Origin of the sequence: Croceitalea sp. MTPC5 (assembly GCF_036985505.1) — a bacterium.
Taxonomy (GTDB): Bacteria; Bacteroidota; Bacteroidia; order Flavobacteriales; family Flavobacteriaceae; genus Croceitalea.
This window is the reverse complement of record NZ_BTGQ01000002.1, coordinates 941,779-956,743: the sequence shown is the minus strand read 5'-3', so window position 1 is coordinate 956,743 and position 14,965 is coordinate 941,779. Positions and strand designations below refer to the sequence as shown.

Annotated in this window: 15 protein-coding genes; 3 read left to right on the top strand and 12 right to left on the bottom strand. The window is 39.9% G+C overall.

The window, feature by feature from the left end; translation table 11 throughout:
- Position 1: 1 nt before the first annotated feature.
- From AACM45_RS09475 to AACM45_RS09465, 3 genes are all read right to left on the bottom strand, one after another.
- The gene (locus AACM45_RS09475; protein WP_339142289.1) at positions 2-760 is read right to left on the bottom strand and encodes an SDR family NAD(P)-dependent oxidoreductase; all 759 of its coding nucleotides are present in this window, start codon (positions 758-760) and stop codon (positions 2-4) included.
- Positions 761-762: 2 nt separating this feature from the next.
- Positions 763-4,017, bottom strand: a complete 3,255-nt coding sequence (locus AACM45_RS09470) for a S41 family peptidase (protein WP_339142288.1) — start codon at positions 4,015-4,017, stop codon at positions 763-765.
- 73 nt (positions 4,018-4,090) lie between these two features.
- Positions 4,091-4,642: a hypothetical protein gene (locus AACM45_RS09465; protein ID WP_339142287.1), complete on the bottom strand. Its 552-nt coding sequence runs from the start codon at positions 4,640-4,642 to the stop codon at positions 4,091-4,093.
- 127 nt (positions 4,643-4,769) lie between these two features.
- On the opposite strand from AACM45_RS09465, the gene AACM45_RS09460 reads away from it, so the two are divergent.
- Both AACM45_RS09460 and AACM45_RS09455 read left to right on the top strand, forming a co-directional pair.
- Complete coding sequence (locus AACM45_RS09460; protein ID WP_339142286.1) at positions 4,770-5,168, top strand: PH domain-containing protein; 399 nt, start codon at positions 4,770-4,772, stop codon at positions 5,166-5,168.
- Positions 5,169-5,243: 75 nt separating this feature from the next.
- A complete protein-coding gene (locus AACM45_RS09455) occupies positions 5,244-5,651 on the top strand; it encodes a DUF2141 domain-containing protein (RefSeq protein ID WP_339142285.1) in 408 nt (135 codons plus the stop codon).
- 4 nt (positions 5,652-5,655) lie between these two features.
- Here the strand turns inward: AACM45_RS09455 and AACM45_RS09450 are convergent, their stop codons facing one another.
- The 9 genes from AACM45_RS09450 to AACM45_RS09410 form a co-directional block, all read right to left on the bottom strand.
- Positions 5,656-6,540, bottom strand: coding sequence for a glycoside hydrolase family 16 protein (locus tag AACM45_RS09450; protein WP_339142284.1), 885 nt, complete (start codon positions 6,538-6,540; stop codon positions 5,656-5,658).
- 25 nt (positions 6,541-6,565) lie between these two features.
- Positions 6,566-6,970, bottom strand: coding sequence for a TonB-dependent receptor (locus AACM45_RS09445; protein WP_339142283.1), 405 nt, complete (start codon positions 6,968-6,970; stop codon positions 6,566-6,568).
- Between the two features lie 116 nt (positions 6,971-7,086).
- Positions 7,087-7,797 carry a hypothetical protein gene (locus AACM45_RS09440; protein WP_339142282.1) on the bottom strand — a complete coding sequence of 237 codons (711 nt, stop codon included), beginning with the start codon at positions 7,795-7,797 and terminating at the stop codon, positions 7,087-7,089.
- Between the two features lie 26 nt (positions 7,798-7,823).
- Positions 7,824-8,576, bottom strand: coding sequence for a DUF4097 family beta strand repeat-containing protein (locus AACM45_RS09435; protein ID WP_339142281.1), 753 nt, complete (start codon positions 8,574-8,576; stop codon positions 7,824-7,826).
- A 19-nt stretch (positions 8,577-8,595) separates the two neighbouring features.
- A complete protein-coding gene (locus AACM45_RS09430) occupies positions 8,596-9,393 on the bottom strand; it encodes a HEAT repeat domain-containing protein (RefSeq protein WP_339142280.1) in 798 nt (265 codons plus the stop codon).
- A 2-nt stretch (positions 9,394-9,395) separates the two neighbouring features.
- Complete coding sequence (locus AACM45_RS09425; protein ID WP_339142279.1) at positions 9,396-9,926, bottom strand: RNA polymerase sigma factor; 531 nt, start codon at positions 9,924-9,926, stop codon at positions 9,396-9,398.
- Between the two features lie 265 nt (positions 9,927-10,191).
- The gene (feoB, locus tag AACM45_RS09420; RefSeq protein ID WP_339142278.1) at positions 10,192-12,405 is read right to left on the bottom strand and encodes a ferrous iron transport protein B; all 2,214 of its coding nucleotides are present in this window, start codon (positions 12,403-12,405) and stop codon (positions 10,192-10,194) included.
- The gene (locus tag AACM45_RS09415) at positions 12,402-12,641 is read right to left on the bottom strand and encodes a FeoA family protein (RefSeq protein ID WP_339142277.1); all 240 of its coding nucleotides are present in this window, start codon (positions 12,639-12,641) and stop codon (positions 12,402-12,404) included. Before AACM45_RS09415 ends, feoB begins: the two co-directional genes overlap by 4 nt.
- 71 nt (positions 12,642-12,712) lie before the next feature.
- On the bottom strand, positions 12,713-13,384 hold the full coding sequence (locus AACM45_RS09410) for an SCO family protein (protein WP_339142276.1): 672 nt from the start codon (positions 13,382-13,384) through the stop codon (positions 12,713-12,715).
- A 152-nt stretch (positions 13,385-13,536) separates the two neighbouring features.
- Here AACM45_RS09410 and rseP point away from each other — a divergent pair, with 152 nt between their 5' ends.
- Positions 13,537-14,895, top strand: a complete 1,359-nt coding sequence (gene rseP / locus AACM45_RS09405; RefSeq protein WP_339142275.1) for an RIP metalloprotease RseP — start codon at positions 13,537-13,539, stop codon at positions 14,893-14,895.
- The last annotated feature ends 70 nt before the right edge of the window (positions 14,896-14,965 follow it).

The window sequence follows — 14,965 nt, the reverse complement described above, 5'->3', positions numbered from 1 at the left end:
GTTAATTTCTTAAATAACTTGCCCCATTCACATCAATGATAGTGCCCGACGCATATTCGGCGCCTTTCGAAGCTAAAAAGAGAATAGCGTGGGCTACTTCTTTAGGTTGTGCCATACGCTTAAAAGGCGATTCGCGCATTAGGTTTTCACGTTCGACCGGGGTTAAGGTAGCAGCAGCCATCTCGGTTTCGGTAAAACCTGGGGCAACAACACCCAAGTAGATATGATGTGGCGCCAATTTTTTTGCCAGGGATTGTGTCATGGCATTTAAAGCAGCTTTGCTGGCCCCGTAGGCTGGTTTGGTAGGTTCGCCTCGAAAAGCGCCCCGGGAAGAAACATTCACAATACGCCCCCCACCGGTTTTTAGCATGGCTTGCACTGCGCAATAGGTCATGTTGGCCGCGGCAAAAAGATTGGTTTTGAAGGTGCCTTCCCAAGCTTGGGCCCAATGCTCAAAATCAACGGTATCGATTTCATGAAAAATGGAGATGCCTGCGTTGTTGACCAAAACGTCCAATTGGCCATAGGCTTTTACAAAGTCATTGACCAAGCCTTGGCAATTTTCTTTTTCTGAAATATCGCCTTGAAACAATTGATGCCCTGAACCGGGCAATTCGGCAAGCGTTTTTTGTGCCTCTTCCACATTACTTCGAAAGTTAATACCGATAGTCGCGCCTTTTTCGGCAAAAGCCAGGGCAGTAGCTTTACCAATACCTCTAGAGGCTCCTGTAATTAAGACTTTTTTATTGTTGAAATCCAAGGTTAGTTTTTGGTTTTGTCAGGATATGCAGGGCGCTCCATTGTTTTTGGTGGATTTTCCTTTAACTGTTTCATCACAATCTCAATGGCTTTTTCCAATTGTGGATCTTGACCTTTAATAACTTGTTCAGGCCATTGTTCCACCTCTACATCTGGTGGTACGCCTTCATTTTCAACTCGAAACCCGTTTTCGGTATAAAAAGCAACGTTCGGGGCGGTTACTACACCACCATCGATAAATTCAGGATACCCCAAGACTCCGACAAGTCCTCCCCAGGTGCGTTTACCAACCAGGGTACCCATTTTAAACTTTCTGAACATCCATGGTAAATAATCACCGCCCGAACCGGCGGTCTCATCTATCAACATCACTTTAGGCCCTTGAATGGAAGCACTTGGGGATTTTAAATCTTGACCATACCTAAAATTCCAATACGCTTGAACGGGTCTTTTTAAAATGTCAATGTAATAATCGGCAAGTTGTCCGCCACCATTGAAGCGTTCATCTATAATAATGGCTTTTTTATTGGCTTGGGGATAAAAATAGCGCTTAAAATACTCGAAACCGGCCGTTGTAGTATTCGGCACATAAACATAGGCTACTTGGCCATTGGTGGCCTCATGTACTTTTCGCATATTGCCTTCGACCCAATCCCTATTTCTAATGGCCCATTCGGTTCTTAAAGGGGTTACCTGATACGTTCTAGCGCCGCTTCCGTCTGCTTTTGTACTAACTTTAAGGTCAACCAATGTATTGGCCGTATTTTCAAAGAAACTGTAGAAATTATCAGTGCCAGAAACATTTTTTCCATTGACGGCAATGATATAGTCCCCAACGGAAACAGTGACCCCGGGTTCGGTAAGGGGTGATTTTAAATCTGGCGTCCAATTAAGTCCCCCATAGATTTTAGTGATTTGATACCGATTGTTATGTATTTTATAATCTGCACCTAAAAGTCCGCCAGGTATGCGCTCTGGGTTATTTAGTTCGTCTCCATCATTGCCAAAACGGTGATGCCCCACAGCTAGCTCACTGAACATCCATTGCATTACTCGGTAAACATCGTCTTTGCAAGATGCGTGGGCAATTAGGGGCTGGTACTTCGCTTTCATAGCATTCCAATCCACACCATGCATGCCCGGATCATAAAAATAATCTCGGTTTACACGCCATGCTTCATTGAAAATGTTTTCCCATTCGTCCCGCGGGTTGATCTTAACTGAAATGCCATCAAGATTTAATGGTCCATTCTCTGATTTCTTACCAATGTCTGAAACAAACCACGACCCACCACTATTATAGAACATTTTCTTTCCGTTGCCAGAAACTTCATAATAGTTCAATGGTAAAAGTTCTTCTGCCTTTCTGTCTTTAAAGGTGAATTTATAAAGGTGTGATTCGGAATTATGAAACGAAGATGATAAATAGTAGAGTTCTCCCTCGGCTACGGCATTTAACTCACTATAAACCCCAGTTTCAATGGGTAAGGCGAGCATTCGGTTTTGAATACCCTTCCAATCTATCTGCAATGTTTTTTCACTTTCATCATCCTTTTTATCCTTTGTTTCATCTTTACTCCCATTTTCGTCACCCTTTTCTTCATCATTCTCTTTTTTAAGCGGCGAGGTAACTTCTTTTTGAAGTGTAATCATATAAATGGATGTGGTCAGTACCTTATCAACATTTGATTGATCAAACCAGTTGACCAAAGGCCCTGCATCGGTAGATGCAATGAGGTATGCATATTTTCCACTAGGATCGAATATAGGGCTTGTAACATTTGAAAGCCCATCAGTTAGTTCATAAGATTTGTTTTCTGAAAGCGAATACAAATACGCTTTTTCAAAGTTGGTGTCTATGATCTTGGTGTACGCTATCCAGTTGGAATCAAAAGACCAATCACTGAAAAGTTCTCTGATATCCCCAGGGAAAAACATTTCATCTTGTGCTATTTTGACTGTTTTTGAGGTAGTTATGTCAGTGACATAAAGGTTACGACCATTGTCTACATAACTCACTTTTTTGCTGTTCGGAGCCCAATGGATATTTCCGTAAAAACCAGTACCGTTTAACTTGATGTTCTTGATATTGTCATTGGTAGTGTTCTTGATGTGCATGGTGTACTCCCCAGAAGCATCAGAAAAATAGGCGATCGATTTACCATCAGGAGACCAAGCTGGAAATTTTTCATGGGTGTCTGTAGTCTGGGTGAGGTTTTTCACATCACCTTTTTTAGCAGGAATGGTTACAATATCTCCCCTAAAATCCAATACTACCCTTGCACCGGAAGGAGAAATGTTTCCGGAGCGCACGTAACGCTGTCCAGAAACGTACCGTTCACGCAATTCCAACAAATCGGTTGCAATGTTCAAGGTCAATTTTGTATCGTTTCCAGAAATGATATCATACATATGAAGTGTTCCGGCATGTTCATAGATGATCGTGTTATTATGCGCTTTTGCATTTATTACCGGAAAGTCGTTGTAATCCGTAAGCTTTTCTACTTTTTTGTCTTTAACAGTATAACTGAACAAGTTGAATTCTCCATCACGATCGCTTCTAAAATAAACGGTATCCCCAGCCCATTGTGGTTGGGTATCGTTGCTACCGCCTTCAGGTTTAGGTATTTCAACTACCTTGTGGGTCTCGGTATTGTAGATCCAAATACGTGAAATAGTACCCCCTCGATAGTGTTTCCACTGGTTAAAGGTATCATAGATAGTCGTGTAGGCGATATGTTTTCCATCATCTGAATAAGATGCCCAAAATGCATTTGGAATGTCTAATTGGGTTGTCGCACCACCATCTATGGAAACAGTGTATAGCTGAAAGTACCTGTTGGTATGTGAGTTACGTCTTGAGGCAAATAATACCCTTTTGCCATCGGGCGAAAAATCACGGACCAAATCATTGTAAGGGTGCCAGGTCAATCTTTTTGGAATGCCCCCATTTACAGAGACGATAAATACATCGGAATTGCCATCATATTCAGCGTTAAAAGCAATCATGCTACCGTCAGGCGAAAATATCGGACTTGATTCCACACCCTCATCGATGGTCAAACGTTTTGGATTGGAACCATCTCGATCAGCTACCCACAAATCTTCAGCATATATAAATGCAATTTTGTCATTGCTCAAAGCAGGTTGTTGCATGAGCTTGGTCTCGGTCTGCGAAAACCCTGAAAAACAGTATAGAATGAATAGTAGAACTGCTAAGGCACTTTTGTTGTAAAGCCCTGATTTCATAATTGCCATATTGGTAGTCGTTTTGATTGAAGTCAAAAGATACGGGTTTTACAACAATTAAGATTGATTCAGACTGCTGGTTTCAGTCTAATTTTACAGGTTCACTTTTATTATCATAGACCTTCCATCGCTCATCTTCATAAATTGAGGTGTATATCACCTCAATAGGGAAAGGGGAATCGCCCTCTAAGCTGATATCGAGGTAGTTCAGCAAACTATCCAAATGTTTTTCAGGTATTTTATAGGTAAATATACTTTGTTCTTCGCCCGGCAGTAAAGTACTCCCTTTACCTAAGGTAGCGTGTTGTGAAAGATAGCCATATTCCAAAGTTTTTGGCGCCTGCTCTTTTAGCAATTTTTCAATATTCAAAGGATAGTATTTGCCTTGATAATTAAAATAAATGGAGTCTATAATAGCGGGTCCCAAACCTTTATTCTGAAGAACCTGCTGTAAATAAACGATGGAATCATTTCCTCCCTCATTCGTGGTAAAATCCAATCTTGGTTTAACCGACAGTTTGCTCTGTACCCTCATGATATCGGTTTGGTAGATAAAAATGGCTAGTGTAAGAATACTGATGATCATAGCCGATATACCCAGAATGCGATCTGTTTTGATTCTTAGCTTCTTCATTTTCATAACGTATGGATAGAATGGTTATCGCGTTAAATATAATGGATATTCGAAAACATGGGCTTCTTGGTAAAACATTATCTTATTCATTTTTAATCGTAATTTCAAGGTTGGATAATCGTGGTTTATGAAGAAGAATCTATTTTGGAACGGCGTTGTAATTTTTACCTTGGTAATTTGTGTATTCGCATTCGTGCTACATTACAAGAATTGGACAACTTTTGAAGAGGATCATTTTCAAGTAGTTTCCGGAATTTATAAACAACGCATACCTTTTTCAGAAATCGACAGCGTCTCATGGGTTGAAAAGTTACCCAAGATGGAGCGAAAAAGTGGATTTTCATGGTTGACGAAGGAAAAAGGAATTTTTAAAGATTCATTAAGTAATGCGGAAGTATCCGTTTTTGTAGATGATTTAAAACAACCGAAAATAAGGTTACTGCACCATGATAGCTTACTGCTCTATATCAATCTTAGTGATAGTATTCAATCGCATTTGTTGTTTCAGGATTTAGTCAAGGAATAGTTAAAAAAAACAATTGTTTCCAATACTAATTTTGAGAATTTTTAGTTTAGCATAATTGTTGATGAAGTTATCACTATGAAGAAATTTTTGCTCGTATTAATGCTGATTCCGGTCTTGGGTTTAGCACAACATCAAATCAATGTCAATGTCGAAAAGGTACCCTCTTCGTCGGGAAAAATCAGCATAGCATTATACAATAGTCAAGATGCCTTTTTAAAGTTTGATAAGGTCTACAGTTTTGTTTCTGCTGAAGCGAATACGGGTACGACTAGCTTACTTTTAGACGATATACCCACCGGTGAGTATGCCATAGCCATTTTTTACGATGAAAATGCAAATGACGAGTTAGATACCAACTGGTTGGGCATACCAAAAGAGAAGGTGGCTTTTTCCAACGCTAAAATGAAAACTTTTGGTCCCCCGAAATTCAAGGAATGTGCCTTTGAGGTAAAAGCTGATAAAACAGTTACTATTTCTTTGTGATCCATTAACGTTTATACACCCGAACCCAATCCACTTGCATATTTGAAGTGTCGACATAAGTGGTAGATGGTGAATCTGGAAAGAAAAATCCACCTACGGCGGTGTTGAGTACAAGCTGTTGTTTTTGACCAAAAAGGGAGCTGATGAAATTCGTAGGGTCGGCTGTATATTTATGCAGGGTTGCGCCATCGAATTTTATTTCAAGACTATTTGCCGTCCAAATAAGTTCATACGTATGGAAATCTGCAGTGATATCGACATCGACTTCATGCTCAACAACGATATTTTCGCTATTGGTCAATGGTATGTTGGGTTCCGCACCATAGAAAATATTTGATGAAAATTCCATGGGTAGGTTACCTCGAGCTTCAATGATGTCTATTTCACCTTTAGTTGGCCATGGACTGCCATACGACCAGAAGGCAGGCCACATACCATTACCTGGGGGCATTTTAATGTGTGCCATAAAACGATATTCTGATTCGCCATCGGCATTAGAGGGGCCATAAGTGGTCTTGGTTTCTATTCTACCCGATACGTATTCAAACTCTTTTGGAGAAGCATCAAAAGGGTTGCTGGCCCCTATGATCTTTTCACGTTGGATACTTATGGTGAGGATGCCGTCGTTTATTTGTAGTTGTTCTGGGCGATAATATTGAATTTCATTATTAAATGCCCCACTTTGCCATACATTCCAATCTGAGAGGTCGGTTTCAAATTCTTCTTCCCAAACTAGGTTCCATTGCCTGTTTTGATTAAGTGACCGTTGTTGTTCTAGGGTCGGGGCTTTAATACTAGTTTCGGTTACCTTGGACGCGTTGTCCCTGCAACTTGAAAAAGTCGTAACTAAAAATAAGACCAGATAGGTAAAGAATAGGATACGCCGCATTTACCGATTCTAAAATGGGAATGGATTATTTGTGTGTTTCGATTTTAATGACCCCTTGTGAGCCCCTAGTACCATAGAAAGCCGCTTCAGGCCCTGTGATGATCTCAATTTTTTTGACCATAAAATTCGTGACCAAATCTTCGATGGAGGCAAAAGAATTCCCTACTATTAAATCATCTAAAACGTATAACGGTTCTTGGCTACCGTTAGGGGAAATTGAATTGTCTGCCTTCTGAATAAATGGGACGCCATTTTTTAAGATTACCCCAGGCTTTTGCCTGATTTGAACCAATAATGGAACGTTGCCGCGGTTTTTTTGATCCAATTCCTCCTGTAAGCTTGTATCGGGAGCCTTATAGTTTTTTGAGGCGGTACAGGCACAAAAGAACAATACGGCAAGTGTAAGGAAGATAACGTGATTTTTTCTCATGATTTAATTATTTACCGGTGATAAATTACAAATTAAAGATTACATAAAGTTTGTACCGGTAAATAAAAAAGGCACGGTCAACGTGCCTTTCATAGTATCTTCAAAAAATCAACTTTTTATTTTCTTAAATACATGTTTCCATTAACGGTGTTCAATTTCAGTCTATTGTTGAAATCAGTACTTTCACTTTCCACCTTTTGACCAACATTCCGATCATGGGCAACAATGCTTAAGTTCTCGTCGGCATAAATATCGCCATGTACGGTCTCAGCGGTGAAGGATGCGTTTGATACGTTGACGTCAATTTCCCCATTGATGGTGCTGAGGTCAAGTTTGCCCGAATAATCTTTGATGTCGATATTACCGTTGATCAATTCAGCGGTAAAATCCCCGTAGATTTGTTCTGACTTCATACTGCCATTAATACTACTGACCTTGAATTGCGAATTCTTTGGTACGTACAACACATAATTGAACTCATACATTTCGTTTCTTCTAAAATAGTACCTGTTTTCTGAAGAATATTTGTTGCGTTCTTCGTGAAAGGCCTCAAATACTTTTTTGGGTTCCGATTCAATGGAAATGGTATTGGTGCCTTCTGAAACAGCTAATTTATAGAGATTTAAGTATTTGTCGTCTTTGGTATTTATTTCGGCCTTGAAAAAAACAGTCGGTTTATCCCATGTCTTAATTTCAATGTCTGAGGCAAAAGGCACTTTCATTTCAATGTATTGATTCTTGTAATCAAAGTTCTTTTCAATAATCTTTTGTCCAAAGGCCACACTTGTAATAAAGCAGATGGCGAAAAGTAAATGTAAATTTTTCATGACTATTCGTTTTTTGATTGGGTTGCTTATTTTTTTCTTAGATATATAGTGCCATTGGTCGATTTTAATTTGATATCGGCCCCACCGCCATTGATAGCACCTTTGATGTTTTTGCCAGAGACCGATTTTAGGCCATCCTTATCTGGTCTCTTAAGGTCAAAATTGGTGTAGATATCACCGTTCCATGAGCTGAGTTCCATATCGGCGGCCGAATTTTCGGGTAAAGTCACATCTATCTCCCCATTGGTGGTTCGAATAACGATTGGAGCGTCTTTACTGATTTTTTCGAACGAAGCGTCAACCCCTTGATTTAGGGAATATGCCGTTACGGGGCCTGAAAGATTGACCATTTTTAGGCCGCCGTTCAAGTTGGCATTAGCTTCGACTTCACCGGAAAAACCTTCAATGTAGATATTGCCGTTCCAAGAATTGGTCACTGAGACATTTTGGGTCTTTGGCAGAAAGATCTCAGCCTTATCAGACCTTCTTAGGTTTTTTACGAGCAGGTTATTGCCATCTTGAACTACGTAAAAACCGACGTCGGTGTTGTCGGTGCCACCTGCCCCGACAAGCCTCAATCCCTTGGCTTTTTCTGATTTTGCCTTTCTTGATGAAACTTTTATCAACAGTTCATTTTTGTCGTGGGTCTTTAAGACAATTCCTGATTTAGATTCGATTTTGACCCATTCTACGCCGCTTAACGACTTGGAGTAGTCTGATTGTGCATTCATGCTAAAAATAAATGCGCAGATAAATAAAATACTTGTTACTGATTTCATGATTTTCGCTTTTTGATATTTATATAATTTCTGATAATACTTGATTTATTTCATCCTTTACAAAGGGTTGGGTGTCTTCTTCTTCTAAAAGCCTTTTCATAGGTGCCACGGCTTTTTTCTCTTGGCTCTTGACCATTTGTTGAATGATCGCAATTTGAACACTTGGGTCTTTTTCAGTACTTAAGGCAGTGATAAAAGCTGTTTTGACCAATTCTGAATTCACGAATTTTGACAATGCCTCGACAGCGGTCAACCTCACGTTGGTGTTTTCATCATGGAGCATTCTATCCATAAGGGCATTCACGATAGCGGTATCGAGCTTGTCAAAATCTTGTATGTATTGTACACCCTGAATACGTTTGCTTGCTGATTGGTTTTCCATTAGCGATAACATTGCCGTTTGTTTTATCTGTAAACTTTCGTTCTCGATTTGTGCGATGGTCGCATTTGCTTTTTCTGATTGAAAATACCTTCCTGAGGAAAAGGCTGCGATCAACAAGGCTACACTTGCGGCAATTTTAATTAAACGCGGTAGCCAACTCTTATTACTTCCAGTCTTGGCCGTATCTATGGCCACTACTTTTACCAAACTGTTTTTTTCTTCTTCTAACAGTCGAAGAAAGTTGTCTTTGACTTTCTTTGAGGGAATGCTGGTTTCCTCGTTTTCAAAAGCACTCAAAAGTGCCTTGTATTCCTCCAGTTCGAGCGCACAGCTAGGGCAGTCTTTCAAATGTTGCTCAAATGCCCTGTGCTCATCACTATTGAGCCTTCCATCCAAATAGTCCGGTATGGATGCCACGAAATGTTCGTTATTCATATTCAACTATTTTGTAGGTATATCGTTTTTAATTTTTGTATTGCCCTGCTCACCTTCGTCCTTACCGCACCTGGTGTCGAATCCAAAATTTCGGCCAGTTCGGCATATTTGATTTCATGGAACCGATTTAATATAATGGCTTCCCTATCTGAGGCCTCAAGTTGGTTCAATGCCATTTGCAAATGCGAATAATCTTCTTGACGTCCTGTTTCCTCTGCAGTAAGCCGATGCGAAATTGGCTCAAGGTCATCATGTGATTCCTTATTTCTTATAAAATGTGTTTTCATACTATTTCTTGCTATAGTGAACAGCCAAGAGATGAATTTGCCGTTTTTATATGAGGACCTGTATTTTATAACCTTATAAAAAACATCTTGGGTCAAATCTTCGCTCAACATTTTATCGCCACACATTTTATATAAAAAATTGAATATATGAACGTGGTGCCGGTCAAAAAGTACTTTGAGTACATCTAAATTTCCTAAGGCTACTTCAGCCATCAATCTTTCGTCTGTTTGCTCTTTTAACAGCATGATCTTAGTTGGTGTTCATAACTATATAGTCAGAAAAGTACTAAACGTTACAGGGGAGTCTAAATTTATTTTAAAAAATAAAATGGATGGTAAGTAAATGTAGGCAAAGAAAGGGTTAGGAGCAACCACAATTAGATTGCCCACAATCTTTGGAAGGTTTATGTATCTTGGTCTTTAATCGTTTTGGAAGGAAAAACCGTTTCGCTAAATAGCCTGTTGCAATGGTCAAAACAATGTAAACGAGAATTTGTTGGATCATTGCCCTTTATTTTAAAATTTGATAAGCCGCCAAGGCTACAAGATAAGCAAAAGTACTCATAAAAATCAGTTGTAAAACCGGCCATTTCCATGAATTGGTCTCACGTTTTACAATGGCAAGCGTACTCATACACTGCATGGCAAAAGCATAAAAGAGCATTAATGAAATACCCGACGCCAAGTTGAACAAAGGCTTGTTTTCGCCCTCGTTCAATTCTGCGGCCATCCTATTCTTTATGGTTTCCTCTTCATCATTACCGACACTGTAAATAGTCGCCAAGGTGCCCACAAAAACTTCACGGGCGGCAAACGAAGTCAGAACGGCAATGCCGATCTTCCAATCGTAACCCAAAGGTTTTACTATGGGTTCAATTGCTTTTCCTGCATAGCCGATATAAGAATGTTCTAATCTATAACTTGCGATTTCTTGGGCAATGGCCCGTTCCGTAAGAAGTTGTTTTACCGTATCCAAAGAGTCTTTCGTAACCCCAAGTAAAGACGGGTCAGGTGATTTTACCGAAGTAATCGAACTATTTTTGATATAATTCTTACTGTAATTGTTCAGGCCTTTTTCCTCAATTCTTTTGATAACGATTTCCTCTGCATTCTTGAATTCGTTTGAAAAGCCGTTGGAGCCCAAAAACCAAAGTACTATGGAAATTGCCAAAATAATCTTACCGGCGCCAAAAACAAAGCTTTTGGTCTTTTCCACTACGGTATAAAACACATTTTTGAATAAAGGCATCCTATAGGTGGGCATCTCGATCATAAACAATGACCTACTTTGAATTTTTAAATACCTGTTCAGCAACATTGCCGAAAAAATAGCCATTCCAAAGCCCAAAAGGTATAGTAACAATAGGGTCAATGCTTGATAGCCCAAGCCCAGAAAACTGCCTTTGGGTATCACCAGCGCTATTAAGATAAGGTAGACCGGCAATCTTGCGGAACAGGTTGTAAATGGAACCACCAAAATAGTTATCAGCCGCTCCTTCCAATTTTCGATTGTCCTCGTGGCCATTACCGCTGGTATGGCACAAGCAGTACCTGAAATAAGGGGAACTACACTTTTACCGCTAAGACCAAAAGGTCGCATCAGCCTATCCATCAGAAAAACCACCCGACTCATATAACCCGATTCCTCCAAAAGGGCTATAAAAAGGAATAGAAAGGCGATTTGGGGAATAAAAACGGCTATGCCACCAATACCAGCTAGAATACCTTCGGCCAATAAGTTGGTAAATACACCAGAGGGTAACGTGTTCTTGACCCAATCACTGGCTATGGAAAATTGTTCATCTATAAAATCGGAGGGATAGGAACTCCATTCAAAAATGGCTTGAAAAATGGTCAACAGAATAACCAAGAAGATAAGGTATCCAAATACTTTATGGGTCAATACCTTATCTAAGGTGGCCCTAAACCCCTTGGCTGACTGAAGGTCGACTTTATAGGCTTCTTTTAAAGCCCCATTGATGAATTGGTAACGAAGAACGGTCTCTTTATGCTGTAACCTTTTGAGTTCTTCTTTTGATTTTGTTGAAAACGAAGTGGCATCTTGTATGCGCTTCTTTTCAATGGGCATGAAATTGACATCTTGCGTAATTACCAGCCAGAGTTTATAGAGGTCTTCATTCGGAAAAGCACTTTTGAGACGTTCAAAATAGGCAGGGGCGATACGCGAAGTATTTACATTGGGCTTTTTTGAGAGGGTCTTGTAGTTGGCAATCAGTTCTTTGATCTGTTCAATGCCCTTGTTCTTTCGGGTACTTACCAAGGCTATTTTCGTATCCAGCTTTTCTTCAAGAAGTTCGATATCTACCGAAATACCTTTTCGAGACATTCTATCTGCCATGTTGATGACCAGAATAGTGGGAATTCGAAGGTCTTTTATTTGGGTGAAGAGTAATAAGTTGCGTTTCAGGTTTTCAATGTCGCTGATCACTACGGCAACGTCGGGGTAGTCTTTGTCTTTTTTGTTGAGCAGTAGTTCTACGACCACACTTTCATCCAATGAGGTGGTGTTCAGGCTGTAGGTGCCCGGTAAATCAAGAATATTCGCTTTTACCCCACGTGGCAGTTTACAGACACCCTCCTTTTTTTCAACGGTAATACCAGGATAGTTGCCTACCTTTTGATTGAGCCCAGTTAGCTGGTTAAAAACGGATGTTTTTCCGGTGTTTGGATTTCCTATTAGGGCAACATTGATACGCTTGCTCATAAAACCGGGGGATCTTCTACGATGTCAAGCTCAATTTTGGTCGCCATAGAACGCCGAATGGCGATATGTGAGCCATTGACGTTGATATAAATGGGGTCTTTAAGAGGGGCTACTTGAACCAGTTCCACCTCATTACCTGGTAGACAACCCAACTCCAATAATTTGATGGGAAGAAGGTATGAGGTAAAATCTTTGATGATACCTTTCTGACCAAGTTTTAGTTCTGCGACCGTCACCTCGTATTCTTATTTAGATTGATTTTAATTAAAACAAATGTAATTCAAAAAAATGGAACGCAGTTGCCTACTTATTCATAAGCAGCCCTTAAAATGTCGAGATCGTTCAACAATTTTTCAATATCGTCGGTGTTGGTGCCATCATAAAACCCACGTATACGCCGTTCTTTATCGACCAAAATGAAATTTTCGGTATGGATCATATCGAACGGGCCCCCATCGCCATCATCCTTTACCGCTAGGTATGATTTTCTGGCCAGTTCGTAAATCTGTTTTTTGTCACCTGTCACTAAGTTCCATTTCGTATCGATGACCCCTTTTTCAAGAGCGTATTTCTTCAACTGCGCAACAGAATCAATAAGGGGTGTTACGGAGTGGGAAAGTAATAAGACATCTTCATCTTTTAAGATATGGTCTTGTATTTGAGCCATGTTCTTGGTCATAATAGGGCAAATACTGGGGCAAGTGGTAAAGAAGAAATCAGCAATATAGATTTTGTTCGCATACTCTTTTTGGGTTATGGTGTCACCATTCTGATTGATAAGTTTAAAATCGGCAATTTGGGCCTTTTTCTTTTGATAATGCAAAGTGCTATCAACCAGTTCTGGATTGACCATGGCAGGAGTGTATATGGGTAATCGCGGTTCAGGTTTTAAGGCGTCATAGATGAAATAGATGATGACCACTGATAAGATTGCCAAGGTGATCCCGAAAAATTTAAACTGCCTAAAAAAGTTTCGCATAGCCCACAAAAATACGTCTGCCCGGCATTTTTCTCAAAATATGGGGCTTTTTTCTTGCTAAAAGTTTCTTAAAAATAGAAGCCTAAAAGGTGTGGGTTTTCATAAGCAGTGGTAAAAACTTACTTTTGTGCGCTTATAGGTAAAGCATACGAATGAGCCCCATAGTAATACAAGTCATCCAATTCTTTTTAAGTCTCTCACTGTTAATCGTTTTACACGAGCTCGGACATTTTATTCCTGCAAAAATTTTCAAGACACGAGTGGAAAAGTTTTACTTGTTCTTTGATGTAAAATTTTCGCTTTTCAAAAAGAAGATAGGTGAAACGGTCTACGGTATAGGTTGGCTTCCTTTAGGGGGCTATGTAAAGATTGCGGGTATGATTGACGAAAGTATGGATACCGAGGCCATGAAAGAAGAACCTAAACCATGGGAGTTTCGCAGTAAGCCGGCATGGCAGCGATTGATAATCATGTTGGGTGGGGTAACCGTAAACTTTGTACTTGCCGTAATCATCTATATAGGTATGGCCTATAAGTACGGGGATCAGTATATTCCTATGGAAAGCCTCAAAGATGGTATCTGGGTCATTGAAGATGCCATCGGGGAAAAGGCGGGAATACGGACCGGGGATAAAATCCTTTCCGTTGACGGCAATAAAGTAGAGAAATTTAGTAACGTATATATTGAATTGATCAACGGTAATACGGTTACTTTAGAACGTGATGGACAAATCATCGAGAAAGAATTACCCGTAGATTTTATAGCCACGCTTTTAGAAGATGAAGAGAAAGTAAGGTTTTTGTACCCTAGGGTTCCTTTTATCGTAGGTGCAATCCCTGATGAATCACATAATAAGGAATCCGGTTTGGAGGTACAGGACCGAATCGTTAAAATAGGAAACGACGATATCGCTTATTTTGATCAAGCTAGGCAACTTTTGAAACAATACTCAAATCAAAAAATTGATTTGGAAGTCATTGATAAAAATGGAAATGCCCGAAAAGTTGCAGTTCAAATAAGTGATTCGGCCACGGTTGGGGTACTACCGGGAATGCCAAAAAGCTTTTTGGATTTAGCCGAACTAGGTGTTCTTGAGAGTAAGACCACTGAATATTCTTTTGGCGAAGCGATTCCGGCAGGTATTGACAAGGGGGTGGAGACCTTGAGCAGTTATGTAAAACAACTTAAAAAAATATTTAACCCCTCGACCGGCGCATACAAAGGTGTAGGTGGTTTCGCGGCTATCGGTAAATTGTTCCCTGATACTTGGAACTGGCCTGCGTTCTGGTCTACCACGGCACTGATCTCGATTATCTTGGCCTTTATGAACATATTGCCCATACCAGCATTAGACGGCGGGCATGTGATGTTTTTGTTATATGAAATGGTCTCCGGCAAAAAACCAAGTGATAAGTTTTTGGAATATGCCCAAATGGTCGGCTTCTTTATTTTGATAGCTTTATTGCTCTTTGCAAATGGAAATGATCTCTATAAAGCGGTCTTTAAATAAAAATGATTGATTTTTTCTTTGTAGTCTTTTAAAGAAAAAATTATATTTGCAGCCGCTTAAGGCAAAACAT

What these genes read in the sequence shown, in the direction of transcription:
- AACM45_RS09470 (WP_339142288.1), bottom strand. Translation starts at nt 4,017, where the DNA reads ATGGCAATTATGAAATCAGGGCTTTACAACAAAAGTGCCTTAGCAGTT.
- AACM45_RS09465 (WP_339142287.1), bottom strand. Translation starts at nt 4,642, where the DNA reads ATGAAGAAGCTAAGAATCAAAACAGATCGCATTCTGGGTATATCGGCT.
- AACM45_RS09460 (WP_339142286.1), top strand. Translation starts at nt 4,770, where the DNA reads ATGAAGAAGAATCTATTTTGGAACGGCGTTGTAATTTTTACCTTGGTA.
- AACM45_RS09455 (WP_339142285.1), top strand. Translation starts at nt 5,244, where the DNA reads ATGAAGAAATTTTTGCTCGTATTAATGCTGATTCCGGTCTTGGGTTTA.
- AACM45_RS09450 (WP_339142284.1), bottom strand. Translation starts at nt 6,540, where the DNA reads ATGCGGCGTATCCTATTCTTTACCTATCTGGTCTTATTTTTAGTTACG.
- AACM45_RS09445 (WP_339142283.1), bottom strand. Translation starts at nt 6,970, where the DNA reads ATGAGAAAAAATCACGTTATCTTCCTTACACTTGCCGTATTGTTCTTT.
- AACM45_RS09440 (WP_339142282.1), bottom strand. Translation starts at nt 7,797, where the DNA reads ATGAAAAATTTACATTTACTTTTCGCCATCTGCTTTATTACAAGTGTG.
- AACM45_RS09435 (WP_339142281.1), bottom strand. Translation starts at nt 8,576, where the DNA reads ATGAAATCAGTAACAAGTATTTTATTTATCTGCGCATTTATTTTTAGC.
- AACM45_RS09430 (WP_339142280.1), bottom strand. Translation starts at nt 9,393, where the DNA reads ATGAATAACGAACATTTCGTGGCATCCATACCGGACTATTTGGATGGA.
- AACM45_RS09425 (WP_339142279.1), bottom strand. Translation starts at nt 9,926, where the DNA reads ATGCTGTTAAAAGAGCAAACAGACGAAAGATTGATGGCTGAAGTAGCC.
- feoB (WP_339142278.1), bottom strand. Translation starts at nt 12,405, where the DNA reads ATGAGCAAGCGTATCAATGTTGCCCTAATAGGAAATCCAAACACCGGA.
- AACM45_RS09410 (WP_339142276.1), bottom strand. Translation starts at nt 13,384, where the DNA reads ATGCGAAACTTTTTTAGGCAGTTTAAATTTTTCGGGATCACCTTGGCA.
- rseP (WP_339142275.1), top strand. Translation starts at nt 13,537, where the DNA reads ATGAGCCCCATAGTAATACAAGTCATCCAATTCTTTTTAAGTCTCTCA.